Genomic DNA, 25433 nt, shown 5'->3' with positions numbered 1-25433 from the left:
TATTTCTACGTAACGATCCTGATTATGGGATTCTAAACGGGAACCTTTGGGGCACGGCGTATGGAAAGTCAGAACAGTTCTGCAGTCCTATGCATAGGCGAGCGTCTGGCGGATGCACGCCGGAATGCGGGCCTGAGTGTCGCGGACATTGCCGCTCGGACCAAAGTATCGTCTCACTATATCACCGCTATTGAAACCGAGGCATTCGAACGCCTGCCCAGCCGCGTGCATACTGTTGGTTTCGCCCGCGCAATGGCCAAGGCGGTTTCGCTTGATGATCAGGAAATATCCAGCGTATTGCGCAGTCGGCTAGACGCGCGGCAACCTGAGGCGCCGCAAAGCAAGCCGAACCCATCGTGGCACAAAAGCGTGCTGGAGCGTATCACCGATACTTTTGGTCTTTGATTTGATGCGCACCTTTCGGTGTGCGGCAAGTTATTTGGCGGGTGCCTCGGCCAGACTATCGAAAACGCGCACGCTTTCCCAATTGTCCCCCAGCTCAGTAATGAATTGCTTATGGGGTTCGGTCTCTTGGTAAGCTTCCTGTGCGTCTGTGTTTTCAAACACAATCGTCAGCGCCACGTCGAAGGTTAGGTCATTCACGTCGCGCTGATATTCGGTGTGGCGTGGCCCAGCCGAAAAATATCTGATCCCGTCATGCGGCTCGAGATATTTGTATGTCCCGTCGACCAGCGCCTCAATCGCCTCTGGACTGTTATCTTTCAGTTCGAAAAATACAGAGTGCGTGAGCAGCGGGCCCGTAGCTTCCGAAGGCGCTTCGACGCTCGCCTGTTCGTCATCCGCGCTATTGGCGGCACTACAAGCGGACAGGATCAGGACGGCAGGTATAATTAGGTTTCTCATGAGCGCTTTATAGACCGGCTTCCAGCAGTTGACAACGTAGGACTTTTTCCAATCGCGAGGCCTGATTATTCGCTGGCTTGGGGCGGTATCTTGCGCAGTTCCAGCACAACCTCGCCCGATCCCGGCGGAGGATTGCCATTGAGGCCCGCGCCCCCGGTAAAGCGCAACATGCCATCGTCCAGTACGCCCATCATTCCGGTCATATCGGCGACTCCGATGTCATTCGTTGCGAATTCAAAACGCAGGATTTGACCCGGTTTCCACCCCGCTTCCTGCAAATCAATTCTGGGCGAGCGCACATTGTGGATGCCTTGCTCGACGGTTACGGCAGTCATCTTATCGCATTCTGGTGGCTCATATCCATCCAGATAGGCGTTGCTGCCGGCGACAAATTCGGTGATGCGCGCGCCATTCGCGCATTCGATCCGCGCTTCGGCATAGGTGAACGGCTCGCCATTCTCCCGAGTGACATAGACAAGCTTGTCGTCCTCAGCGTCGGGTGGCCGTGCTTCAATTGACATAAAACGAAACTCTGGCGGTACTGGCTTCGGATCAGAGGTCAGATGGATCACTTCACCCCTCGTCTCCCACGTACCCGCGCCGCGCAAGTCCAGCGACCCGACTGACAATCCCCATTGCCAAGTACCATCTTCACGGATGATCATGCCCATGGCGGTTTCAAAACCGCCACCGTCATAGCGCCCTATAAACTGGCCGTTCGGACTCGCTCGTGCGGCGGAGTCTGAAGGCGCGGGTTGACTTGCTTGACCGCGCTTTCCATCCAACCCAGCGGTCGAATAGGCACATCCGGCAAGCAGGATTGCGCCGCCAAATGCAGTCGCCCGTTTCATCACGTGCACTGGCTTGCTCAGCGCGGTAACTCGCTAACGCCCATCAATGCTTCATCGACTGCGCGCGCAGCCTGGCGTCCCTCGCGGATGGCCCACACGACGAGGCTTTGCCCGCGGCGCATATCGCCGCAAGCAAAGACGTTCTCTTCGCTAGTGGCATAGGCGTCAGTATTTGCGGCGACATTGCCCCGCTCATCCAGATCAACACCTGCACGGTCCAGCAATCCGCGACGTTTTGGCCCCACAAAGCCCATGGCGAGCAGGATCAGGTCTGCCTTCAGCACGAACTCGCTGCCCTCGACTTCGGTAAAGTTGCGGCCGTCCCATTCGATGCGCACGCATTCGAGACCAGTGACTTTTCCGTCTTCGCCGATTACCCGCTTGGTCAGAACCGACCAATCGCGATCAACACCTTCCTCATGGCTTGAGGACGTACGCAGCTTCACCGGCCAATCGGGCCAGGTCAATGCCTTGTCCTCGTGCTCGGGGGGTTTGGGCATGATTTCCAGCTGAGTGACGCTGGCTGCGCCCTGACGGTTAGAGGTGCCGACACAATCAGAGCCGGTGTCGCCGCCACCGATGACGATGACATGCTTATCAGTCGCGGTTAGCGTGCCGCGTGGTGCTGCGCGCAGTTCATCATCGCCTGCATTGCGCTTGTTCTGCTGTGTCAGGAATTCCATGGCGAGCCGCACACCGGGCAATTCTGCACCGGGGATTTCCAACTGACGCGGCTCCTCTGCTCCGCCCGCCAGAACCACTGCATCAAAATTGTCTTTTAGCGAATCAAAGCTGATTTCCACGCCGACTTCCGCGCCAGTGCGGAATTGCACGCCTTCGGCTTCCATCTGCACGGCGCGGCGATTTATCAGCTGCTTTTCCATCTTAAAGTCTGGAATACCATAACGCAGCAGGCCGCCAATCCGGTCAGACTTCTCAAAAACCGTGACCGCATGGCCGACGCGGGCCAATTGCTGCGCCGCAGCCAGCCCAGCAGGGCCGCTGCCCACGACGGCCACCGTTTTACCGGTCTGCTGAGCGGGGATTTGCGGTTCGATCCAACCTTCTTCCCAACCACGGTCAACAATCGCGCATTCAATGCTTTTGATGGTCACGGGCTGGTCAATGATGTTTAGCGTGCACGCCGCCTCGCATGGCGCAGGGCAGATACGGTACGGTGAACTCAGGGAAGTTGTTGGTCGAATGCAGCACATCAAGCGCATTCTTCCAGTCCGCCTCGTAGACGAGGTGGTTCCAGTCCGGGATAATGTTATTTACCGGGCAGCCATTGTGGCAATAGGGAATGCCGCAATTCATGCAGCGGCTGGCCTGTTCGCGCAGTTCCTCGTCGCTCGGCTGAACGATGAATTCCTTATAGGTTTTTACCCGCTCGTTGGGATCGATGTAGTCGCGCTCTCGCCGATCAACTTCGAGAAATCCGGTTTCTTTGCCCATGGTTTTGTGCGTCCCGTAAACTTATTCGGCTGCGACGTTTTCGGCCTCGAGCCGTTCCGTCTCCAGCGCTTTCAAGGCCCGCGTGTAATCGCGCGGCATGACCTTCTTGAAATTCTTCAGCGTGGCGTCCCAATTATTCAGCAACGCCGCCGCTTTGGCAGAGCCGGTGTGCAGCTGATGCCGCTCAATCAGCACACGCAGGCGCGCAGCATCATGATAGAGCGGATCGCCCATGCCCATATTGGCGACTGAACTGGGCCGTTGCGTTGGTTCACCAGAGGAATTGGCAGCATCAGCGCCGTCATCGCGGATCGGCAGGATATCGACTTGCGCGGTGTTACAGCGCTGTTCAAAATCGCCGTCAGGATCGTAGACATAGGCCACGCCGCCACTCATGCCCGCCGCGAAATTGCGCCCGGTCTGTCCCAGCACGCAAACAACGCCGCCGGTCATGTATTCGCAGGCATGATCGCCCGCGCCCTCGACCACGGCAACCGCGCCGGAATTGCGCACGGCGAAACGCTCGCCGCCGACACCCTGGAAATAGGCTTCGCCCGCAATCGCGCCATAGAGCACGGTGTTGCCGACAATGATGTTGTCTTTGGGATCGCGATCCACGCCTTCTGGCTGACGAATGATGATCCGCCCGCCCGAAAGCCCCTTACCGACATAGTCATTGCCATCGCCGGTCAGTTCCAGCGTGATGCCATGGGCCAGCCATGCGCCAAAGCTCTGGCCGGCTGTCCCCGTAAAGGCGATCTGGATCGTGTCGGGGTCTAATCCGTGATGCCCATGCGCCTCTGCCACACGGCCTGACAGCATCGTGCCAGCGGTGCGATTGACGTTGCGGATCGTCCGCTCAAGCCGCACCGGCTCGCGGTTCTGGATCGCTGGTTTGCAAGCCTCGATCAGTTCATTGTCGAGTGCATTCGCCAGCCCATGATCCTGTGTCAGCGTGTGATTGCGCGGCGTACCTTCATCCAGTTCCACCTCGTGCAGGATCCGCGACAGATCAACACCGTCCGCTTTCCAGTGGCGGTGCACGCGGCGCATATCGAGCCGGTCGACCCGGTACGACCATCTCTTCCAGTGTGCGGAAGCCCATTTCGGCCATGATCGCGCGCAGTTCCTCGGCGACGAAGAAAAAGTAATTGATCACATGCTCTGGCGTGCCGGTGAAGCGCTTGCGCAGCACGGGGTCTTGCGTCGCGACGCCCACGGGGCAGGTGTTAAGATGGCATTTGCGCATCATGATACAGCCAGCAGCGATCAGCGGTGCGGTGGCAAAGCCGAACTCATCCGCGCCCAGCAAAGCGCCAATCGCGACGTCGCGCCCCGTGCGCAATCCGCCATCAACCTGCACGGCGATGCGGCTGCGCAGATCATTCAGCAGCAAGGTCTGTTGCGTTTCGGCCAGGCCGATTTCCCATGGCGATCCGGCATGCGTCAGGCTGGTCAGCGGGCTTGCACCCGTGCCGCCTTCATAGCCCGAAATGGTGACGTGATCCGCCTTACATTTGGATACGCCCGCCGCGACGGTACCCACACCCACTTCGGAAACGAGCTTCACGGAGATGCGCGATTCCGGCTGCACGTTTTTGAGGTCGTGGATCAGCTGCGCGAGGTCTTCAATCGAATAAATATCGTGGTGCGGCGGCGGCGAGATCAGGCCGACGCCCGGCGTTGAGTGGCGCACCGCACCGATGCGTTTGTCGACTTTGTGACCAGGTAATTGCCCGCCTTCGCCGGGCTTTGCACCCTGCGCCATCTTGATCTGAATATCATCCGAATTGACGAGATATTCTGCGGTCACGCCAAACCGGCCAGAGGCAACCTGCTTGATGCGGCTGCGCATGGAATCGCCATTGTCCATTGGCTGAAAACGGAAGGTTTCTTCGCCGCCTTCGCCCGTGTTGGAACGGCCACCGATGCGGTTCATGGCAATTGCCATGGTCGAGTGCGCTTCGTGACTGATAGAACCCAGGCTCATTGCGCCTGTGCTGAATCGTTTGACGATGTCGGCGGTACGATTCCACTTCTTCGAGCGGCACTGGCTTGTCGGCCTTTTTGAATTCCATCAGTCCGCGAATGGTCAGCAGCCGTTCGGACTGCTCATTCACGCTCTTGGCAAACTCTTCATAACTGTTTGCATCATTGCCGCGCACCGCATGCTGCAAATCGGCAACATTGCCCGGGGTCCAGGCATGGTCTTCGCCGCGCAGGCGATACTGATAAATGCCGCCCACATCGAGCATGCCTTTATACAGCGGGTCTTCGCCATACGCTTGTGCGTGGCGCTTCACGGCTTCCTCAGCGACAGCTTCCAGCCCGACACCTTCGATAGTGGTCGCGGTGCCCGTAAAGTACGCGTCGATAAACTCGCTCGATAGGCCAACCGCGTCAAAGATCTGCGCGCCGCAATAGGATTGATACGTCGAGATGCCCATCTTGGACATGACCTTGCGGATGCCTTTGCCGACCGCCTTGATGAAGTTGTTGCGGACCTCTTCGGCTGAGCAACTCAGGCAGCTTTTTCTGGCGCAGCTGCTCCAGTGTTTCGAAGGCGAGATACGGGTTGATCGCCTCCGCGCCATAGCCAGCCAGCACGCAGAAATGGTGCACTTCGCGCGCTTCGCCGGTTTCGACGACCAGGCCGGTCTGCATACGCAGGCCCTGGCGGACCAGCTGATGATGGACGGCTGCGGTTGCGAGCAGTGCCGGGATCGGGATGCGATCTGGCCCCTGATTGCGGTCGGACAGAATCAGGATGTTCTGATCTTGCAGCACCGCCTCGGTCGCGGCCCAGCACATTTCCTTCAATGCCATGGCCAGACCTTCGGCACCCGTGCTCGCATCCCACGTTATGTCGATTGTTGCCGTGCGGAATGCGCCGTCGATTGCGACCTCGACAGATCGGATTTTTGCGAGATCTTCATTGGTCAGGATCGGCTGGCTGACCTCAAGCCGTTTGTGCAGACCTGCATCGCGGCCCAACAGGTTTGGGCGTGGTCCGATCATGGAAAGCAGGCTCATGACCAGCTCTTCACGGATTGGATCAATCGGCGGATTGGTCACCTGCGCAAAGTTCTGCTTGAAATAGTCATACAGCAGGCGGGCTTTGTTTGACAGCACGGCGAGCGGTGTGTCCGTGCCCATCGACCCAATTGGATCGTCGCCGTTTGACGCCATCGGCTCGAGGAATCGTGCAATATCCTCCTGACTATAGCCAAAGGCTTGTTGCCGTTCCAGGATTGTGGTCGTCGCGACCGGAATCTCGGACAATTCCGGTTCGACGTGATCGAGGTCTTCGAGCTTGTACTGCGCTTGCTCGAGCCATTTTTCATACGGTTCGGCAGCAGCGAGATCGGCCTTCAGCTCTGCATCCTCAATGATCCGGCCTTCTTCCAGATCAATCAGCAACATCTTGCCCGGCTGTAGACGCCATTTGCGAACAATGTCTTCCTCTGCAATCGGCAGAACGCCGCTTTCCGAGGCGAGGACAACAAGATCATCCTTGGTTACGCAGAAGCGAGCCGGGCGCAGGCCATTGCGATCCAGCGTCGCACCAATCTGGCGGCCATCGGTAAAGCATACTGCTGCAGGCCCATCCCATGGCTCCATCAGAGCGGCATGATATTCGTAAAATGCGCGGCGCGCCGGATCCATCAGCTCGTTCTGAGCCCATGCCTCGGGGATCAGCATCATCATCGCATGCGCGAGGCTGTATCCCCCCGCCAGCAGCAGTTCGAGCGCATTATCGAGACATGCCGTGTCAGACTGTCCATGTGGGATCAGCGGCCACATCTTGTCGAGGTCAACGCCCAGAAGCTCACTTTCCATGGTCCGGCGCCGGGCGTTCATCCAGTTCACATTGCCGCGAACCGTGTTGATCTCGCCATTATGCGCTGTGAAGCGATAGGGGTGAGCAAGCCGCCAGCTGGGAAATGTATTGGTGCTGAAACGCTGGTGGACCAACCCGATGGCAGAGACGCAATCCGGATTGCGCAAATCGTCATAAAACGTGCCAACCTGATCGGCGAGCAGCAGGCCTTTGTATACGATTGTCCGGCTGGAGAAGCTCGGCATGTAGGCGCTTGGCAGGCCCGGAATACCGTGCTTTTCTGCAAGTGTTTTCAGCGGGTTGAGCGTTTGCTTGCGTATCACGATAAGCTTGCGCTCGAATGCGTCTTGATCGGCGCAATTTTCACCGCGCGCGACGATGCATTGCCGCATCACCGGCATGGATTTGATCACCGCCTTACCTAAGCCATCGAGCGTGACAGGCACGTCGCGCCAGCCAACAATCCGCTGGCCTTCTTTGGTCACGAATTTTTCGAGCTGCTCGATAACGAATTCTGCGGCCTTGGGGTCTTGCGGCAGAAAGCACTGGGCTACGCCATAGTCGCCGACCTCTGGCAGGTCATAGCCGCGATCTGTCGCCCATTTGCGGATCAGTGGATCCGGAATTTGCAGCAGGATACCTGCGCCATCACCCAGCAGCGGGTCAGCGCCTACCGCTCCGCGATGGTCGAGATTACCGAGAATTTCGAGCGCCTGACTGACAATCGCGTGAGTCCGTTTGCCCTTGATATGCGCCACCATGCCGACGCCGCATGCGTCATGCTCGTTCTGTACGTCATAAAGGCCTTCTGGCGCAGGGTAGCCAATCTCAGTCATTCAAACCCCAGTTATCTGGTCCATTTCGCGGTCAGCGTACCGCAGGGAGATTCGCGCCTGCTCAAGTGGTGCCGAAAAGGCATTTTTGCAGGGGCAATTCGACCCGTTGGGCCTGGACCGTACTGACTGACGATCACAGTGCTGCCAAATTATCGTGAGGGGCTCTATTGCCGATCTCGGCGCGTTTTTGCAACTGCGAGCGGCGTAGGAAAATTTCGTGCCGGTGAAGTTTAGCGAAATCCCATTACGGGAAACATGCCCGGTTCGACCGCGATCAGCAGTTTGGGTGCCGCAAAGTGTGCGGCAAGCGGTGCGGCGAATTCTCCAGGTCCGGGTTAGCCGCGGCTGCTTACCTGAGTTAAGCGATCCAGCGCTTTCTGCAGGCTTTCCTGAGGATTTTCGTGATCATTTTCCGCATCAAGCGGTGTATGCTGCTCGCGATTGATCCCGGCTTGATGACGCAGGAAGGATATTACGGGATCGGCTGCTGGTTGTGCATCCTCTCCATCTACCGCCGTTTGTGTCTCTGTGTTCGTTTCTGGGGCGCCCGTTTGTGGTTCCACGTCGTCCGACGGCACCAGTTCATCGAGCTCATTCAGAGTATCGGGAGTGTCCGGGGTATCAGGCGCGACGTTTTCCTCCGGCTCAAACTTTGCCATCGCGCGTTCCAGGCGGCCAACCATGTCATCAAGATTGGGTGTCATCGGTGCAGGTGAATCGGTAATTTCAGAAGCAATTTCAATACTTTCTGATACGTCACTTTCGGCTGTTTCGTCCTCGCTGACATCTTCTTCATAGGTTGGTTCAGCTACTGCATGAGTTTCTGTGGGGGCGCTGTAATCAGCAGGCTGATCGTTGCTCTGCCCGCCATCATCGCTGATCAGGCCATCATATCCGGCTACCGTGTTCTCGCTAACATCGTCTAGAGCAGCGCTATTCTCATCAAACAGTGGATCGGCAGCGTTGAGGATATCGCTATTCAGCATTTCGTAGTCACCGGATTCTATCGCGGCAGAGGCTATGCTGCTGTCAAAACCACTAACGGGCTCTGCGGTCTCTTCGTTGTCAGTGATGGGTTCTTCGGCAAACTCCGGTTCGGCGTCTGCTTCGAGTGGTGACGGTTCTGTGTTTCGGAATTGCTCCAGGTCAGCTGCACGGTCTTGCATCGCTTCGACCGGGGTTTCATCTACTTCAGGCTGAGCTGCTGTTTGAGCTTCTACTTCTTGCGTCTCGACTTCGGGTTGCGGTTCGGCGCGCGTCCAAGTCTCTACAACTGGCTCAGCTTTAGGCTCAACCTCGACCTCTGGCTCAGCTCGTTTCCAAGTCTCAGTGACTTGCTCAGCTTCAACTTGCGGTTCAGCACGCGTCCATTCCTCATCGCGGTCAATACGCGGCATTCCGGCCAATAATTGGTCCGCAGAACGGGCGGTCTCATCGACCTCCTCTGGAACTTCAACTGGTTCAGCTGTTTCTGAAGCTTCCTCAGCCTGTCGATAGGCGACATCCATCGCGGCAACGTCATCACTGATCTGTGGCTCGGTACTTTCCGATGCCTTGATCCGCGCCGCCAGCCGATCTGCGACTGAGAGCGGGGCAACTGTTTCAGTGATCTCCGCCACTTCTGGCTCGGCAGCCGCTATGTCTGCTTCAACGATTTCGTCAGCTGGCTCGTCTATTAGCGGCTCAACATGTTGATGCTCAACAACTGTTTCAGTCGGTTCAGCAGCCTCTACAACAACTGGCACTTCTGCATCCATCGGATCGCTGATCGATCTTTTTGCGATGATCTTGGCAATGGCAAAGCCAACGCCGACGCCGATCAAGGCCCCGACCATGCTCAGGATCAAACGTGCGGTCATGCCCAACGGTGGGGCAGCGGCTGAGATAATGCTCGGAATGCCAAACGTGCCGACTATGCCCTCAAGCGCGCTGCTGGGCAGAACAAACAGGCCCATGCCGAACAGCGCGGCAAACCACGCCGCGACCGCTGCCGGGAATGCCGGGTGACTGCTGATGGGGGGAGACGTTCGGTTCCCGCTCATAATTACGCACCTTTACACGTTTGGTGTTCGCCGCTTGATCAGTCAGCGAACCAGATCATTCCTCATGTCGCATTGGCTGCGATCATATTTGGCGAACCGTGTAACAAGGTTTGGTAAACAGCTTGATAACGTTGAATGTTATGACCCCAATCATGATGCACTGCAACATGATTTCTGGCTTGTTCGCGCATCGCGTCCCATTCGCCGCGGTTGGCGATCAGGTCTGCCAGAGCGTCTGCGCAAGCGGAGGGGCTATCCGGCGAGAACAGAGTTCCTGTCATGCCGTCTTGTATCAACTCACGATGGCCACCCACATCCGATGCGGCGACAAGGCGACGCTGCGCCATTGCCTCTAACGGTTTTAGCGGGGTCACCAGTTCCGTCAGGCGACTGGCTTTGCGTGGATAGGCAAGTATATCGACCAGTGAGTAATACCGTTCGACCTGATCATGCGGCACACGCCCTGTGAAGTGAACTGCACTGGCTGCTGGGCTGGAGGTCGCTTGCGCCTTCAACGCCTCTTCCATTGGGCCTCCGCCGACCAGCAACAACTGCGCATCGGGTTCGAACTCTCGCAACAGAGGCATTGCCGCGATCAGATCATCGAGTCCCTCATAGTCATAAAAGCTACCGATAAAGCCAATCACGGGGCCTTTAGTAAGCCCGATTTCGTCGGCCAAAACATCGTCGCGCGGCGGCGGATCGCCAAACAGGGTCAGGTCAACACCGTTGGGTGACAGGCCAATCTTGCCCTCATGATGTCCGCGAGTAATCAGGTCCTCACGCATCGCCTCGCTTATGGTGAAGATGGCATCGGCCCCCTTCACGACCTGATCTTCTAATGCTCGGGTGAGGCGGTATTTAACTGATCCCTCGCTCCCCGTGCCGTTCCCGACCGCCGCATCCTCCCAGAAGGCGCGGATTTCATAGACCAGCGGAATGCCCAGCCGTTTCGCGGCCCGCACCCCAGCCATTCCGCATAAAGCAGGCGAATGCGCGTGCAGGATATCCGGTTGCCATTCTTTCGCGAGGGCCTCGATGCCGCTGCGCAAATGCTCAATCTCGCGCCATTCGCGAACGGCTGGTGGGCCCGATGGGGTTGCCGCCACGCGATGAAAGGTTAGGCCGTCCACCGTTTCTTCATCGGGTCCGTCGGCGTAGTGGCGCGCACCCGTTATCCCGCACACATCAAGGCCACTGGCCTGCTGGCTTTTCAGGATCGCTCGCGTGCGAAAGGTATAGCCGCTATGCAACGGCAGAGAGTGATCCAGAATGTGCAATATACGGGTCATCGGTTCGCCAATGGCATCATAGGCTTAACGACGCGTCAACTATGAAAGCATATGCAGCGCCGCAATTCTTATCGAGGTTTCGCGCAGTTTGATTGACTATTTCGCCCTTGCATTGACGCATGCCTTGCTGATCATCGCCCTTTTGCGCTTGATCAAGCGCGACGATGTGGACCGCGAAGAATTTGCCGATCATCCGAGCGAAGACGCCCAGCCTGAGGGTGAAAAGGGGGCGCGTCCGGGCACTCGCGCTGCCATTCGTGCGAAGCAGCGCGCCAGACACAATGACAAGAAATCCAGCCGGAACAACGGTACCGTGCTTGATCTTGTTCTCTTCATAGTCGTGATGGCATTTCTGGCGATGGGCGTGGCACGCCCGTTCTTGTGGGTGTTGACTTACGTCTACATCGACATTCTCGCCCCGCAAAAAATCGGCTGGGCCGTCACACAGCTGTTACCTTTGTCGCTCATTGCCTTTTGTGCCGCATTTGCCGGTTGGGCCCTGACCGACAGCAAAAAGGATACGCGATTCAGCTATCGGCAGGGCCTTATCGTCGCGCTGCTGCTGTATTGCGGGTTTACCTACACCATGTTCGCCCAGTTTCCGGAGGCGGCGGCGACCAAATGGGATTGGGTATGGAAGGCGCTGGTCTTTGCGATCTTCCTGCCCTTCACGCTCACCACGCGGATGCGGATGGAGGGTCTGCTTGTCACGATTGTTCTGACGCTGGGCGCGATTGTGATTGCTACCGGTCTCAAGACGGTCGGTGGTGGCGGCGGCTATGAGAATCTCAAATTCTTCGTGAATGACAATTCGGGCATTTATGAAAGCTCGACACTGGCGACGGTTGCGATTGGGGCCATCCCGCTGATCCTGTGGCTGATGAAATACGGCACAATTTTCCCGCCTGATTGGCGCGTGAAACTGTTTGGCGGAGCAATGATCTTTTCAGCCTTGCTCATCCCGATTGGTACAGAGGCCCGCACAGGCCTGCTGTGTATTGCGGCGCTCGGCGTATTATCCCTGCGCGAGGTGAAAAACCGTTTTGCCTATATCATTGCTGCTGGTGTGTTGGGCGTCGCGGCGCTGCCCTTCATCCCGCAGAGTTATTATGAGCGGATGTCGACGATTGGCAGCTATGAAGGTGACTCGTCTGCCTCCACTCGCGTCGCCGTGTGGCAATGGACGTGGGAATTCGCGCAGGAAAATCCGCTGGGCGGTGGGTTCGATTCCTACCGGGCCAACAAATTCACTTACGAACTGCCGGAGCGCACGGAAGAGGGCAATGCGGTCGCGGTCGAGCTGAAAGAAGTTACCGATGAAGGCCGCGCATTCCATTCGGCCTATTTTGAGCTGTTGGGCGAGCAAGGTTATATCGGACTGATCATTTGGCTGTGGTTGCAGATTTCCGGCCTCACACAAATGGAGCGCTTGCGTCGTCGCTATCGCAATCGGGATGGGCCGGACGAAGCCTGGATCAGCCCACTCGCCAGCGCGCTGCAGCATGCGCATATCATTTATCTGGTTGGCGCGACGTTCCAGGGTATCGGCTATCAGCCTGTGATCTTTCTGTTTATCGGGCTGCAATGTGCACTGTGGACCTATTGCGCGCGGCGCGAATCACACTTCGCAAACACCGCAAAAACAGCATCAAAAACGACGAAAACAATCGCATCAACGCGTCGTGCCCGCGCCTGAGCCTGAATGCCGTAGCGGTAGGTTGACGTAAACGGAAACCTCATTGCGCTTACTGTCCTGATACGCCATGTAGAACCGGTGTTTGGGCTGGAGTCGCCAGCCTGAAATGTGTCTTACGACATCAGGAGAGGTGTATGTCCCCGCAAGATCTGGCCGCGAAAGTCGGCGAAAACATCGGCACCAGCGAATGGGTCGAAATGACTCAGGAAAAGATCAACATGTTCGCGGACGCGACTGGCGATCACCAGTTCATTCACGTCAATGAAGAAGCTGCGAAGATGACGCCATTTGGCGGCACGATCGCCCATGGCTTTATGACATTGTCGATGATCCCGTATCTCACCGCTGAAAGTGATGTGCCCCGCCTCGACGGTATCAAAATGGCTGTCAATTACGGTGGTAACAAGACCCGTTTCATCAACCCGGTCCGTTCTGGCAAGCGTATTCGCGGCCATTGGAAGCTGACCGAAATGGTTGAAAAGCGCCCCGGCCAGTGGCAGCAGACCTGCGAAATCACGATCGAGATCGAAGGCGAAGACAAGCCCGCCCTGATCTGTGAATGGATGACGCTGTTTTTCGTCTGAAATCATCCCGCGCAATCCGTGATATCGGATCGCTAGATGATATCAGGCCATCAAAACTACCCCTATTGATAGAGATCCGGACCCTGTCTGGAATGACGACATATAAAGGAATTTTCCATGCGCGATGCAGTAATCGTTTCGACTGCCCGGACCCCCATTGGGCGGGCTTACAAGGGCGGCTTTAACGCGACGCCGGGCGCCACTTTGGGTGCGGCTTCATTCGCACCGGCTGTTGAGCGTGCAGGCATTGACGCAGCCGAGATTGACGATGTCGTTTGGGGCGCGGTCCTCACACAAGGCACGCAGGCCGGCAACATCGGTCGCCAGGTCGCTCTGCGCGGCGGCGCGCCGGTAACTGTAGCTGCACAGACAATCGACCGTCAGTGCTCGTCCGGCCTGATGGCAATCAGCACGGCAGCGAAACAGATCATCGTCGACAATATGGATATTGTGGTTGGCGGCGGTCAGGATTCCATTTCGATGGTTCAAACCCCAGAGATGCGCGTGGCTCCCGATCCATCACTGATCGCGATGCACAAAGACGTCTATATGCCGATGCTCGGCACCGCTGAAACGGTTGCCGCGCGTTATGGCATCAGCCGGGAGGCGCAAGACGAATACGCGCTGCAATCGCAAATGCGCACGTACCGCTGGTCAAGAGGCTGGCAAGTTCGACGACGAAATCGTCCCAGTCACCACCACCATGATGGTGAAGGATAAAGAAACCGGTGAAGTGAACCAGGTCGAGCACACGCTGACCAAGGATGAGGGCAACCGCCCGTCAACTACGCTGGAAGGTCTGGCATCGCTCAATCCGGTTATGGGTCCGGACAAGGTAATTACGGCTGGTAATGCCTCACAGCTGTCTGATGGTTCGTCCGCCAGTGTTCTGATGGAAGCTTCTGTGGCCGAAAAGAAAGGCCTCAATCCGCTGGGCCGTTATGTTGGCATGGCCGTCGCTGGCACAGAGCCAGACGAAATGGGCATTGGCCCGGTTTTCGCGATCCCCAAACTGCTAGAGCAGACGGGCATCAAAATGGATGAAGTCGGCCTTTGGGAGCTGAATGAAGCGTTTGCTGTGCAGGTGCTTTACTGCCGTGATAGACTCGGCATCGACAACGACATCCTCAACGTCAATGGCGGCTCGATCTCTATCGGTCACCCTTATGGCATGACTGGCGCACGCTGCACCGGCCACGCTCTGATCGAGGGCAAGCGTCGCGGCGCGAAATATGTCGTCGTGACCATGTGCGTCGGCGGCGGTATGGGCGCAGCAGGCATGTTCGAGGTGTTGTGAGTTTTCGGGCGGGAAGACCATCGGGCCTTCCCGCTCACCGAGCCACGCATGATTTCTAGCACCTATCTACACAGTATGGCGCGCTATAATCGCTGGCAGAACCAGTGTGCTTACAAGTCTGCTGCCAGCCTTTCAGATAAAGACCGCAAGCTTGATCGCGGGGCTTTCTTCAAATCCATCCATGGCACGTTGTCGCACATCTATTGGGCCGATCGCATCTGGCTTTCGCGGTTCGATCTATGCGCCCCGCCCGACGTGCCCAATCGCGACAGCGGGCGTTTTGTTGAGGATTTTGGCGAGTTGGCGAACAAGCGCACCGAGCTGGACGATTTGCTGGTCCAGTTTTGCGACGAGTATGAAAGCGGCCCGGTCAAAGGGGACCTCAAATGGTATAGCGGCGCGATTGGCGCGAATGCCGAGGCGCCGCTGAGCGTTGTCTTCACGCATTTTTTCAATCACCAGACGCATCATCGGGGTCAGGTGCACGCCATGCTCACTGCCGCAGGTGCGGTCACAGAAGATACCGACCTGTTTTTGATGCCTGCCGAGCTTTGGCCGCCTAAGCGCTAACGCTCGCCAACTTGCACCGGAGCGCAAAGCGGCGCACACTTGGCCCATGGGCATTATGGAAATTATCGGGATAGCGGGCAGCGTCAGTTTGCTTGCGGGGTGGCGGCTGTATCTGTGCGTGTTTGCGACAGGGCTGGCCATGCGGCTGGATGCGCTGCCTATTCCAGAACATCTTTCCAGCCTCGGCGTGCTCGAAAACCCATGGGTGATGGGGATTGCGGCGTTGGCTGCGCTGGCGGAATTTTTTGCTGATAAAGTTATGTGGCTCGACAGCGTATGGGACACGGTGCACACGCTGGTGCGTCCGGTTGGCGGCGCGCTGTTGGCGCTGGCGATTGTCGATCCGTCCGACCCGGCGATGCAGGTGATTGCGTTTTTGCTTGGCGGCGGTGCGAGCCTGGCCGCGCATGCGGGGAAGGCAGGTGCCCGCGGCGTGGTGAACGCCAGCCCCGAGCCCGTCAGCAATATCGCCGTGTCAACGACCGAAGATATCGCCACCGCTGGTTTACTCTATGTGACGTATGAGTACCCCTATGTCGCAGGCGGCATCGCGATTGTTTTACTGGCGCTGGTGACCGGAATGCTGCTGATCGCGCGGCGCATGATCAAGCGATTGCTGGGTGCGGGGAAGCAGGGGAGTCAGCGCAACTGATCCCGAGTCAGGTCCAGTGGGCGTGCAATCCAGACTGAATATTTTGTATCTATGGATTCGATAACGAGGTATCAGCGATCTGCTATAGCATCATAAAGGTGCGGCGACGTGGCAAAGACAACCGGTTGTGCCTTAGTTGATGGTAAGTATCTGGTGAGAGGACATCACATGCGAAGAATTCGAATTCTTGTGGCACTGACGAGCCTGACGATAGCCGCGCCTTGTGTTGCAGGCGAAATCGTCATTTCCGAGGCTAGTGATGGCAGCTATGAGCTTTCCGGGGATCTGAATGATATCGGTAAAATTGCTGACGGCGCGGTTGCGGCCTCCCCCGATGCAATCTCAGCTTTTTCGCGCGCCATGGGCGGCCAGACAGGCGTTGATTATTCCAACGGGATCGTTCTGAATGGGCCTGTGACTGCGAGCATTGGTAGAGATAACGGAGGCGTCGGCTATTACGGGATTAAAGGGCGGATCCTAATCTTCGCGCAGCCCAAAAGCTATAATCAGACCGCATCAAATTATTCCTTCCGCGGCGTGATGATTTACAAGGATCGCAAAGGCCGTCTGCGCGCGGATAGTGGTACTATTTCATTGATCAAGTAGTGCGATCAGCCGAGAGGCTGACGATGTGCAGTCGGTCGTGTTGTCCGGCCCTTTATCGGTGCACCGCAATAAATTCCTCAACCACAGGTGCCACCTTGGTCCGCCATTTGCTGCCGTTGAAGATGCCGTAATGCCCGGCCCCTTCGGCCATGTAATAGCGCTTCTTTTTCTCTGAAAGGTTTGGCGCGAGCTTCAGCGCCGCCTTGGTCTGACCGAGGCCTGAGATATCATCGCGTTCACCCTCAACCGCGAGCAGCGCGGTCTTGGTGATAGCGCCCAGATCAACAATCTCGCCCTTATGGCGGAACTCGCCATTAGGGATGGAGTGTTTCTGGAAAACCTCCTCCACAGTCTGAAGGTAAAACTCCGCCGTCATATCGCACACGCTGCGATATTCGTCATAGAAATCCTTAGTCGCCTGCGCGCCCTCATCATTGCCGGAATTGAGGTGTTTGAACATCTCATAATGGCTCATCATGTGGCTGGTGAGGTTCATGCTCATGAAACTCGCGAGCTGCATAAAGCCGGGATAGACACGGCGGCCCGCCCCGCGATGGTTGAGCGGCACGGTCGCGATTACCGTCTGGCGGAACCATTCAATGGGGCGCTCCATGGCCAGATCGTTGACGGTCGTCGGACTTTCACGCGTATCAATTGGCCCGCCCATCATGGTGAGCGTTTTGGGCGTGCAAGGGTCATCGTGCAGGTTCATCAGCGCAGTTGCCGCAAAGGCTGGCACTGATGGCTGACACACGGCCATCATGTGCGCGTCAGGGCCAATATGCGTCAGAAACTCAATGACATAGTCGATATAATCGTCGAGGTCGAAATGCCCCTCATGCAAGGGAACGGCCTTCGCATCGGCCCAGTCGGTGATGTAGACCTCAGATGATTGCAGCATCCGCTCCACCGTGCCGCGCAGCAGCGTTGCGTAATGGCCGCTCATTGGGGCAACGATCAGCAGCTTGGGTGCATCCTTTGCCAGGCCAGAGTGAGTAAACCGCTTCAAATCGCCAAATGGTTTGTTGACAACCGTTGCCTCTTCAACGGGGTAGACTTTGCCATCCGTGGTAATCTCTTCGATCCCAAAGGCTGGCTTGCCATAATGCGCGGTCGCGTGCGCAAACACCTCAAGCGCGCTCGCCGCCATAGGTCCCATGCCTGTATAGCCCAGTGGCAAGGCAGGGTTGCTGAGCATTTCCGCCCCGATTGACGCCATGGCGCTGGCAGAATTGAGCCAGCTGCGCTGCAGCTCATAGGCGTGATAAAGCATGCGTTTCCTCTGCAATTTGTGTTGACCGCACCTCTTCATGGGCGCCCTGTCTAGTTCAATAGATGGGCGCTCTTAATGAATTGTGCAATGCACAAATTCTTGGAGCTGTGCAAAGCCGTGGTGGATTTTGCCTGGCAGCGCTCCTAAATGCAGCAGAACATGAGCGGGCAAAACATAACAGAGGCAGCACCGGAGAAGCCACGTCGGTTGTTTGGCCGTTTGCGTGATACGCAAGGGCAGCAGGGTGAGGCAAAGTCTCGCTCTTTGCGTCCCCTGCGCATGGTGTGGGATGCGGTGCGGCGCTATCCGGGGCACTTGGCGCTGGCGCTGACTGCTTTGCTGATTACCGCCGCGGCAACGCTGGCTATTCCGGCAGGCTTCAAACTGATCATTGATCGTGGGTTCGCCGGTGGCGGCGATCCAGCCGATATCGGGCAGTGGTTTCGCTATTTATTGATGATCGTTGTGGTGCTGGCCGCTGGTACAGCGATGCGGTTCTATTTCGTGAGCTGGCTAGGCGAACGTGTTGTCGCCGATGTGCGTTTGCGCGTGCATCGCAATCTGATGCGCTTGGCGCCAGCGTTTTACGAGGAGAATAGTCCCAAGGAAATCTCTAGCCGCATGACCAGTGATACCGCGCTGATTGAGCAGGTTGTGGGCACGACTGTTTCTGTGGCGTTGCGCAATATCCTGATGGGTATTGGCGGCACTGCGTATCTATTCTGGCTGGCGCCAGAGCTTACGCTGGGTCTCCTTCTGGTGATACCGGCAATCATTATTCCGATCGCTGTGTTCGGCCATCGCTTGCGCAAGATTTCGCGCACCAGCCAGGACCGCGTGGCCGATATCGGTGCGATGGTGACCGAAGTTCTCTCCGCTATGAAGGTGGTGCAGGGCTTTAACCAGCAATCGCGCGAATCTGATCGATTTGGTGAGGCGGTTGAGCGGACGTTTGGCGTGGCGCGCAGACGGATCATCATCCGCGCAGCGATGACGGCGATTATCATCCTGACCATTTTCGGCGCGATCACCTTGTTGATGTGGCGCGGGGCGCTCGCCGTGACAGACGGAACTATCTCTGGCGGGACGATCGCTGCGTTTGTCCTTACCGGCGGCCTTGTTGCGGGCGCGTTTGGTGCGCTGACCGAGGTGTATGGCGATCTGCTGCGCGGCGCTGGTGCGGCCAGCAGGTTGAATGAGCTGCTCGAAGAAAAGACGACCATCGCCGCGCCTGACCGCCCCTTGGCATTGCCGGAGCCGCCACGGGGAAGCTTGTCATTTCGCAATGTCACCTTCCGCTACCCCACGCGGTCGGAGACTGCTGCGCTCAAGGAATTCAGCCTCGAAGTTGAGCCAGGTGAAACGGTTGCCATCGTTGGTCCATCAGGTGCCGGCAAATCGACGATCTTTCAGTTGGCAGAGCGGTTTTATGATCCGCAGGCGGGTTCAATCCGATTGGATGGCGTGCCGCTCACCAGTGCAGACCCGGTACCGATGTGCGTGAGCGGATTGCATTCGTGCCGCAAGAAGGCGTGCTGTTTAGCTCCGATGCGCGCGACAATCTGCGCTATGGTGCGTGGAGCGCCAGTGACGAGGCGATTTGGGACGCGGCAGAGGCGGCCAACGCTGCTGAGTTCCTGCGCAAGCTGCCTGACGGCCTCGATACCTATCTGGGTGAGAACGGAACGCGGCTATCGGGCGGTCAACAGCAGCGTCTGGCGATTGCCCGGGCGGTATTGCGCGACGCGCCGATCTTGCTGTTGGACGAAGCTACCAGTGCACTCGACGCCGAAAGCGAACGCCTTGTACAGGACGCGCTTGACCGGTTGATGGAAAGCCGCACGACATTGGTTATCGCGCACCGGCTTGCGACAATTCGCGCCGCCGACCGGATTGTGGTGATGGAAGACGGCGAGATTGTTGAGCAAGGGGATCACGGATCGCTCAGTGCGTCGGGTGGTCTCTACGCGCGGCTGGCCTCGCTGCAGTTCGGTCTTGAGAACGCGTAATCCCGCCTCGAAAAACCACGTAACATTCTACCGGTGGGCGGTTCAATCCGACGAGCGACTTCGCTAGCGCCCTGCATAGGGTTAGGCAGACCCCATGAGATGATGCGTGGATTAGTCTGCGTACGGGGAAATCTTCGGAGACTGCACATGAAACCCATTCTAACTGCCACGTCGAGCGCGCTGGCACTTGTCATCGCCGCGCCAGTGGCTGCTGAAGAACACGCGCCGGGCGAGATGCATATTCTGTTCGATGACCATAATGAAGCGGAGGCGACCAAGGAAGAACCCAAGCTGCCCACAATGAGCTTTGGCAGTTGGGGTTTCGATCCGGCAAACCTGTCTGACACGATTGATCCAGGTGATGACTTTTTCGGATATGCCAATCAGAAATGGCTCGATGCCAATCCGTTGCCACCCGAATTCAGCCGGTTTGGCGCGTTTAACCTGCTGCGTGAAAAATCAACCAACGACGTCAAAACACTTATTGATGAATTGGTGGCGAAGGATGCCGCCACGCTGACCAGCGATGAGCAGCGCATCGTCGATGCGTATAACGCGTTTCTTGACACTGACGCGATTGAGGCACGCGGTCTGGAGCCGGTAAAGCCCTATGTGAACCGTATTGTTGCGGCACAATCGCTCAGCGACCTGGCTATGTTATGGGCAGAGGCGGGCTATTCCTCTCCGGTTGGCGGCTTCGTGAATGTCGATGCGAAAAAGCCTGATCAATATGTTGCGTATCTTGGTATTGGCGGCCTCGGCATGCCTGACCGCGATTACTATCTCGATACCACCGAGAAGGGTCGCGACATCCAGCAGAAGTACAAGGATTACATGGCCTTGATGCTGGAAGCGGGCGGTTATGAAGATCCTCGCGCCGCAGCTGAGGCGGTCTATGCCTTTGAGGCCAAGATTGCTCGTGACGTGAGCTGGGCACGGACCATTCGCCGCAATCGTGACTTGTCTTATAATGCGGTGTCTTTGGACGAAATGAAGGCAATGGCTGGCGACCTCCCGGTTGAGGCCATGCTCAACAAAATTGGTTTTGGCGCATCACCGCACTTTGTGGTTGGCACCATGCCGCCGAGTGATGAGCGGGCTGAGGAATTGGGCCTCACCGAAGAGCAGCTTGATCAGATTGGGACCGGCATGCCCGGTATGCTCGGTTTGATAAACGAAACACCACTGGCGACATTGCAAGCCTGGTCGATCAAGGAGTTTATCTCTGACCACAACCACTTGTTGCCCAAGAAATATGATGAGGCGCAGTTCGAGTTCTTCGGCAAAACGCTGCGCGGCACTCCCGAGCAACGCCCGCGTTGGAAGCGTGCGATTGCCGCGACTGAGGGCGCTTTAGGGGAACTGGTCGGCACGTCTTATGTCGAGCGATACTTCCCGCCTGAAAATAAGGCCGCGATGGATGAACTGGTTGCGAACCTGCGCAAAGCCATGGCGCGATCCGTCGACGAAATCGATTGGATGGGCGAAGCGACCAAGCAAGAGGCGCGGGCAAAGCTTAACAGCTTTGATCCAAAGATCGGGTATCGCGACAATCTGGAAACCTATGAAGGGCTGGAAATTTCGGCCAACGATCCGCTGGCCAATGAAATCGCCGTTGAGGCTTGGCAGATGGCCGATAACGCCAGCAAACTGGGCGGGCCGATTGACCGGACCGAGTGGTTTATGCTGCCCCAGACAGTGAATGCCTATTACAATCCCACCAAGAACGAGATCGTGTTCCCGGCGGCGATTCTGCAGCAGCCATTTTTTGGTGTGAGCGCCGATCTGGCGGTCAATTATGGTGCGATTGGCGGCGTGATCGGCCACGAAATTGGCCACGGGTTTGATGATCAGGGGTCGAAATCGGATGGCACTGGCCTGCTGCGCAATTGGTGGACTGACGAAGACAGGGCGGCGTTCGATAAACTCGGCGATGCGTTGGTTGAGCAGTACAATGGCTATTGCCCGCTCGATGACGGTGAAACCTGCCTCAATGGTCGCCTGACACTGGGCGAGAATATTGGCGACGTTGGCGGTCTCAGTCTTGCCTATCGTGCCTACAAGATCGCGACGGAGGGGCAGGATGTGCCTGTCATTGATGGCCTTACCGGCGATCAGCGTTTCTTCCTTGCGTGGGCACAGGTCTGGCGAGCGCACAACCGCGAAGAGAACCTGAGGCAGCGGATTCGCGTGGGTCCCCATAGCCTTGAGCAGTTCCGCACCAATGGCGTCGTGCGCAATATGGACGCGTGGTATGAAGCGTTTGGCGTGACCGAGGATGATGCGCTGTATTTGCCGCCTGAAGAGCGTGTGAGTATTTGGTAGAGGGTATTTTTGTGTTCCGCAGCACATCCGTGCTGCGATTTGTCCTCGCTTCGGTCGTTCAGCTTCGCTTCTCTCGCTCCCGCGATCAAAGATCGCCTCGCTGCAGTCGGCCTTGCGGCGCTATGCGCCGGCGCGTGAGACCAAACAAATATTGACTTGGCGCAGCCATGCGCCATGGCACGCGGGACCATGACAATACTTCAGCAGCTTATCATTGCGATAGTTCAGGGGATCACGGAATTCCTGCCCATTTCATCGTCCGGGCACCTGATCCTGATCCCTTATCTCACCGACTTCCCTGATCAGGGCCCGCTGATCGATGTTGCGGTGCATGTGGGCTCGCTGCTCGCCATCATTGTCTATTTCTTCAAAGATGTGGTGGTGCTCGCACGTGGTGGGTTCGCCTCGGTTGGCATTGGAAAGGCCCCCGCTGAACGCAAGCTGTTCTGGTGGATTGTACTCGGCACCATCCCGGCGGTGGTCTTTGGTCTGTCGATCAAGATGGGCGTGTTTAATGGCGTGGCAGAGTCCCTTTTTGGAGTCACCATTGTTGATGATGATCTGATGGCGTCGATCCGTTTCACCGATCTCATCGCGGTAAACTTGATCTTTTATGGGCTGCTTTTGGGTGTGGCGGACTATTTCGGTCGTGACGAGAAGAGTTTCGAAGATATGACCTGGCGCGATGGTTTGCTGGTTGGCCTGGCTCAGGCACTCGCGATCATTCCGGGCACAAGCCGCTCCGGCGTGACGATGACCGCAGCACGAGCGTTGGGATATAGCCGTGTGGAATCCGCGCGCTTCTCGTTCCTACTGTCCATTCCGGCGGTCGCGGGGGCGGGTGTCCTGATTGTGCCAGAGATTTTCGAGGCGGGCGGGGGCGTGGCTATGGAAGCTCTCATCACTGGCGTATTCACGTTCATCGCGGCGCTCGCGACAATGATGTTCCTGATGAATTTTCTCAAGAAGGCATCAATGCTGGTCTTTGTGATTTACCGTGTTGCATTGGGGATCGCGCTGCTCGCTCTGTTTTGATGTATTCGCCACTATTCACAGGCCCTCAAAAAGAGGCTTACCAAGTCCTTAAGCGGTTGCTATGTGGTTTGCCTCTTCAAAAGGGGATGAACATAATGAAGAAGTTTGCAATTGCATCTGTCGCCGCTTTGGGTCTCACCGTTGCTGCATGTGATGGTGCCAATGAAGAAGCCATGGAAGACAAAGGCGAAGCCATGGTTGAAGAAGTTGAAGCTGAAGCTGATGCCATGGTCGACGCAGCTGAAGCCGAATCTGACGCTATGGAAGAAACCGGCGAAGCTATGGACGAAGCAGAATCCATGGAAGCAGAAGAAGCTCAGTAAGCTTTTCGCTTTTCAGGCACTTTGAAACAAAGTGTTTACAGCGGGCGTCGAGCAATCGGCGCCCGTTTTGCATTTGAGGGTCAAACCGGCTCCGCGGCGCTGCCAGCGCCTCCACGCAGATGATACTCCTGAGTCCCGCGATTGACGACGTAATCCACGTCGATCACTGCGCTGTTGGCATATGTAAAACTTGGACCCAGACTGCGATAAAGCCGGTCGAAGTCACGTTCCACCGTCTGCCGATACAGATCATCGAAACTCTCGATCACGAAATAAGTCGGCTGAAGGTCGCTGATCACATAGTCGGTGCGCATCACTCGATCGACATTGAGCATGATGCGGTTGGGGCTTTCTGCTTCGACCGCGAATACTGCCTCGGTCGGGCCGGAAAGAATGCCCGCACCATAGGCGCGGATACCCTCAGGTTCCTCGATCAGGCCGAATTCCACTGTATACCAATAGAGAGAGCCAAGCGCTTTCAGCCGGTTATACCGCATCGCTTTCCACCCGGCCCGGCCATATTCCTGCATGTAATCCGCAAAGACCGGGTCGGTCAGCATCGGCACATGCCCGAACACATCGTGGAACACGTCGGGTTCCTGAATGTAATCGAACGTCTCTCGTGTGCGGATGAAATTGCCCGCCGGGAAACGGCGATTAGCCAAATGCCAGAAGAACACATGATCGGGGATCAGCATGGGTACGGGGACCACGCTCCACCCCGTCAAAGCCTGCAACTCTTCGCTCATTTCGCGGAAGTCGGGAACACCGCCCCGCGCCAGATCGAGCTTGTCTAAACCAGCGATAAAAGCACTCGCTGCACGGTACGGGCAATATCTCCATTTGCCGTGCGAACAAGTCGTTCCAGATTGCGTCTTCCTCGCTCGAATATTGCGTCTGCGCTGGTTCAAGCCAGTCCTCACCAATATGCGCTGGGCGCTGCAAAGGCGCAGTGAATACGTCCGCTGGCAAGTCGGGTAGGATGGAAAAGTCTTGTTCTGTTTCGAGGGTCGTGGCCATGATATGCAGCCTATAGCCCAAAAACATAGCAACACGCGAGGGAGGACTTTTTGGCTCAAGAAAAAGAGAAGCTGAAGAAAAAGCAGTATGAGGCGCTGATTGAGCCGCTGGAAGAGGAGTTGGTCCGCATGGCACGCTGGGCGCGCGCGACCGGTCAGCGGATCGTTGTGCTGTTTGAAGGGCGCGATACCGCGGGCAAAGGCGGGGCAATCCGTGCGGTTGGCGGACGTCTGAACCCGCGTCAATGCCGCACCGTAGCTTTATCCAAACCGAGTGATGATGAGCAAACCCAATGGTATTTCCAACGCTACATCGCGCATTTGCCCAGCGCGGGTGAGATCGTGCTGTTTGATCGCAGCTGGTATAATCGGGCGGGTGTTGAGCAGGTCATGGGCTTCGCCGATCAGGCACAAGTCGATGTGTTTTTGAAGCAAGCGCCAGTCTTTGAAAAGATGCTGGTCGATGATGGCATCTTGCTGTTCAAATACTGGCTGACGACGGATCAGGAAAATCAGGAAGAGCGGCTGCGAGAAAGGCTGGAGGATCCGCTCAAGCGCTGGAAGCTCTCACCCATCGATTTGGCCGCACGCGGCAAGTACGACGCGTATACGGAGGCGAGAGAAGCAATGCTGCGCGCCACCCACACGGATCACGCGCCCTGGACGCTGGTGGATTTTAACGATCAAAAGCTCGGTCGTCTGACGCTGGTGCGCGATCTTTTGCACCGTTTGCCCGATACGCATGTGGAGCCGCCCGCAATTGATTTTGCGCCGCTCGGCCGAGAGCCTGAGCAAGAAAGCTATGCGGTGCTTAAGCCGATTTCGGATTATCCTGTCTGAAGGTCATTGCGAGCCGAAGGCGA

The 25433-nt window shown here is 57.0% G+C and carries 15 protein-coding genes and 5 pseudogenes; 12 read left to right on the top strand and 8 right to left on the bottom strand.

Going from position 1 to position 25433, the window contains the following annotated elements; genetic code table 11:
* Positions 1–60 precede the first annotated feature (60 nt).
* Positions 61–405 carry a helix-turn-helix domain-containing protein gene (locus ACZ1GM_RS01040; RefSeq protein ID WP_472677367.1) on the top strand — a complete coding sequence of 115 codons (345 nt, stop codon included), beginning with the start codon at positions 61–63 and terminating at the stop codon, positions 403–405.
* Between the two features lie 30 nt (positions 406–435).
* Here ACZ1GM_RS01040 and ACZ1GM_RS01035 read toward each other — a convergent pair whose 3' ends face one another.
* From ACZ1GM_RS01035 to ACZ1GM_RS01010, 6 genes and pseudogenes are all read right to left on the bottom strand, one after another.
* Positions 436–864, bottom strand: coding sequence for a Dabb family protein (locus tag ACZ1GM_RS01035; protein WP_472677366.1), 429 nt, complete (start codon positions 862–864; stop codon positions 436–438).
* Between the two features lie 65 nt (positions 865–929).
* A complete protein-coding gene (locus ACZ1GM_RS01030) occupies positions 930–1715 on the bottom strand; it encodes a hypothetical protein (protein ID WP_472677365.1) in 786 nt (261 codons plus the stop codon).
* Positions 1716–1732: 17 nt separating this feature from the next.
* A pseudogene (locus ACZ1GM_RS01025) lies at positions 1733–3170 on the bottom strand (glutamate synthase subunit beta).
* A 21-nt stretch (positions 3171–3191) separates the two neighbouring features.
* Positions 3192–7838, bottom strand: a pseudogene (gltB, locus tag ACZ1GM_RS01020) (glutamate synthase large subunit).
* Positions 7839–8182: 344 nt separating this feature from the next.
* On the bottom strand, positions 8183–9889 hold the full coding sequence (locus ACZ1GM_RS01015; protein WP_472677364.1) for a hypothetical protein: 1707 nt from the start codon (positions 9887–9889) through the stop codon (positions 8183–8185).
* Between the two features lie 62 nt (positions 9890–9951).
* Positions 9952–11181 (bottom strand): TIGR04063 family PEP-CTERM/XrtA system glycosyltransferase, encoded by a 1230-nt coding sequence (locus ACZ1GM_RS01010; protein WP_472677363.1) that lies wholly within the window; start codon positions 11179–11181, stop codon positions 9952–9954.
* 88 nt (positions 11182–11269) lie between these two features.
* Here ACZ1GM_RS01010 and ACZ1GM_RS01005 point away from each other — a divergent pair, with 88 nt between their 5' ends.
* The 6 genes and pseudogenes from ACZ1GM_RS01005 to ACZ1GM_RS00980 all read left to right on the top strand — a co-directional run bounded on the left by ACZ1GM_RS01005 (position 11270) and on the right by ACZ1GM_RS00980 (position 16586).
* Positions 11270–12877 (top strand): putative O-glycosylation ligase, exosortase A system-associated, encoded by a 1608-nt coding sequence (locus ACZ1GM_RS01005; protein WP_472677362.1) that lies wholly within the window; start codon positions 11270–11272, stop codon positions 12875–12877.
* 134 nt (positions 12878–13011) lie between these two features.
* The gene (locus tag ACZ1GM_RS01000; RefSeq protein WP_472677361.1) at positions 13012–13461 is read left to right on the top strand and encodes a MaoC family dehydratase; all 450 of its coding nucleotides are present in this window, start codon (positions 13012–13014) and stop codon (positions 13459–13461) included.
* 117 nt (positions 13462–13578) lie between these two features.
* Positions 13579–14758, top strand: a pseudogene (locus ACZ1GM_RS00995) (acetyl-CoA C-acyltransferase).
* 48 nt (positions 14759–14806) lie between these two features.
* The gene (locus tag ACZ1GM_RS00990) at positions 14807–15328 is read left to right on the top strand and encodes a DinB family protein (RefSeq protein WP_472677360.1); all 522 of its coding nucleotides are present in this window, start codon (positions 14807–14809) and stop codon (positions 15326–15328) included.
* A 46-nt stretch (positions 15329–15374) separates the two neighbouring features.
* The gene (locus ACZ1GM_RS00985) at positions 15375–15980 is read left to right on the top strand and encodes a DUF4126 domain-containing protein (RefSeq protein WP_472677359.1); all 606 of its coding nucleotides are present in this window, start codon (positions 15375–15377) and stop codon (positions 15978–15980) included.
* Between the two features lie 168 nt (positions 15981–16148).
* A complete protein-coding gene (locus ACZ1GM_RS00980; RefSeq protein ID WP_472677358.1) occupies positions 16149–16586 on the top strand; it encodes a hypothetical protein in 438 nt (145 codons plus the stop codon).
* 52 nt (positions 16587–16638) lie between these two features.
* Here ACZ1GM_RS00980 and ACZ1GM_RS00975 read toward each other — a convergent pair whose 3' ends face one another.
* Positions 16639–17859: a polyhydroxyalkanoate depolymerase gene (locus tag ACZ1GM_RS00975; protein WP_472677357.1), complete on the bottom strand. Its 1221-nt coding sequence runs from the start codon at positions 17857–17859 to the stop codon at positions 16639–16641.
* A gap of 279 nt (positions 17860–18138) precedes the next feature.
* On the opposite strand from ACZ1GM_RS00975, the pseudogene ACZ1GM_RS00970 reads away from it, so the two are divergent.
* The 4 genes and pseudogenes from ACZ1GM_RS00970 to ACZ1GM_RS00955 all read left to right on the top strand — a co-directional run bounded on the left by ACZ1GM_RS00970 (position 18139) and on the right by ACZ1GM_RS00955 (position 23551).
* Positions 18139–19868, top strand: a pseudogene (locus ACZ1GM_RS00970) (ABC transporter transmembrane domain-containing protein).
* A 147-nt stretch (positions 19869–20015) separates the two neighbouring features.
* Positions 20016–22193, top strand: a complete 2178-nt coding sequence (locus ACZ1GM_RS00965) for a M13 family metallopeptidase (RefSeq protein WP_472677356.1) — start codon at positions 20016–20018, stop codon at positions 22191–22193.
* A 189-nt stretch (positions 22194–22382) separates the two neighbouring features.
* Positions 22383–23228, top strand: coding sequence for an undecaprenyl-diphosphate phosphatase (locus tag ACZ1GM_RS00960; protein WP_472677355.1), 846 nt, complete (start codon positions 22383–22385; stop codon positions 23226–23228).
* Positions 23229–23323: 95 nt separating this feature from the next.
* Entirely contained in the window at positions 23324–23551 is a 228-nt protein-coding gene (locus ACZ1GM_RS00955; RefSeq protein ID WP_472677354.1) for a hypothetical protein, read from the top strand.
* An 80-nt stretch (positions 23552–23631) separates the two neighbouring features.
* Here ACZ1GM_RS00955 and phhA read toward each other — a convergent pair.
* Positions 23632–24571, bottom strand: a pseudogene (gene phhA, locus ACZ1GM_RS00950) (phenylalanine 4-monooxygenase).
* A 50-nt stretch (positions 24572–24621) separates the two neighbouring features.
* Here phhA and ppk2 point away from each other — a divergent pair.
* Positions 24622–25410 (top strand): polyphosphate kinase 2, encoded by a 789-nt coding sequence (gene ppk2 / locus ACZ1GM_RS00945; RefSeq protein ID WP_472677353.1) that lies wholly within the window; start codon positions 24622–24624, stop codon positions 25408–25410.
* The last annotated feature ends 23 nt before the right edge of the window (positions 25411–25433 follow it).

The sequence above is a fragment of the Qipengyuania sp. JB2-7 genome (assembly GCF_055693485.1).
This window is presented reverse-complemented; position numbering and strand designations above follow the sequence as displayed.

Coding starts and splice junctions, on each gene's coding strand:
- ACZ1GM_RS01040 (WP_472677367.1), top strand. CDS start 61: ATGGAAAGTCAGAACAGTTCTGCAGTCCTATGCATAGGCGAGCGTCTG.
- ACZ1GM_RS01035 (WP_472677366.1), bottom strand. CDS start 864: ATGAGAAACCTAATTATACCTGCCGTCCTGATCCTGTCCGCTTGTAGT.
- ACZ1GM_RS01030 (WP_472677365.1), bottom strand. CDS start 1,715: ATGAAACGGGCGACTGCATTTGGCGGCGCAATCCTGCTTGCCGGATGT.
- ACZ1GM_RS01015 (WP_472677364.1), bottom strand. CDS start 9,889: ATGAGCGGGAACCGAACGTCTCCCCCCATCAGCAGTCACCCGGCATTC.
- ACZ1GM_RS01010 (WP_472677363.1), bottom strand. CDS start 11,181: ATGACCCGTATATTGCACATTCTGGATCACTCTCTGCCGTTGCATAGC.
- ACZ1GM_RS01000 (WP_472677361.1), top strand. CDS start 13,012: ATGTCCCCGCAAGATCTGGCCGCGAAAGTCGGCGAAAACATCGGCACC.
- ACZ1GM_RS00990 (WP_472677360.1), top strand. CDS start 14,807: ATGATTTCTAGCACCTATCTACACAGTATGGCGCGCTATAATCGCTGG.
- ACZ1GM_RS00985 (WP_472677359.1), top strand. CDS start 15,375: ATGGGCATTATGGAAATTATCGGGATAGCGGGCAGCGTCAGTTTGCTT.
- ACZ1GM_RS00980 (WP_472677358.1), top strand. CDS start 16,149: ATGCGAAGAATTCGAATTCTTGTGGCACTGACGAGCCTGACGATAGCC.
- ACZ1GM_RS00975 (WP_472677357.1), bottom strand. CDS start 17,859: ATGCTTTATCACGCCTATGAGCTGCAGCGCAGCTGGCTCAATTCTGCC.
- ACZ1GM_RS00965 (WP_472677356.1), top strand. CDS start 20,016: ATGAAACCCATTCTAACTGCCACGTCGAGCGCGCTGGCACTTGTCATC.
- ACZ1GM_RS00960 (WP_472677355.1), top strand. CDS start 22,383: ATGACAATACTTCAGCAGCTTATCATTGCGATAGTTCAGGGGATCACG.
- ACZ1GM_RS00955 (WP_472677354.1), top strand. CDS start 23,324: ATGAAGAAGTTTGCAATTGCATCTGTCGCCGCTTTGGGTCTCACCGTT.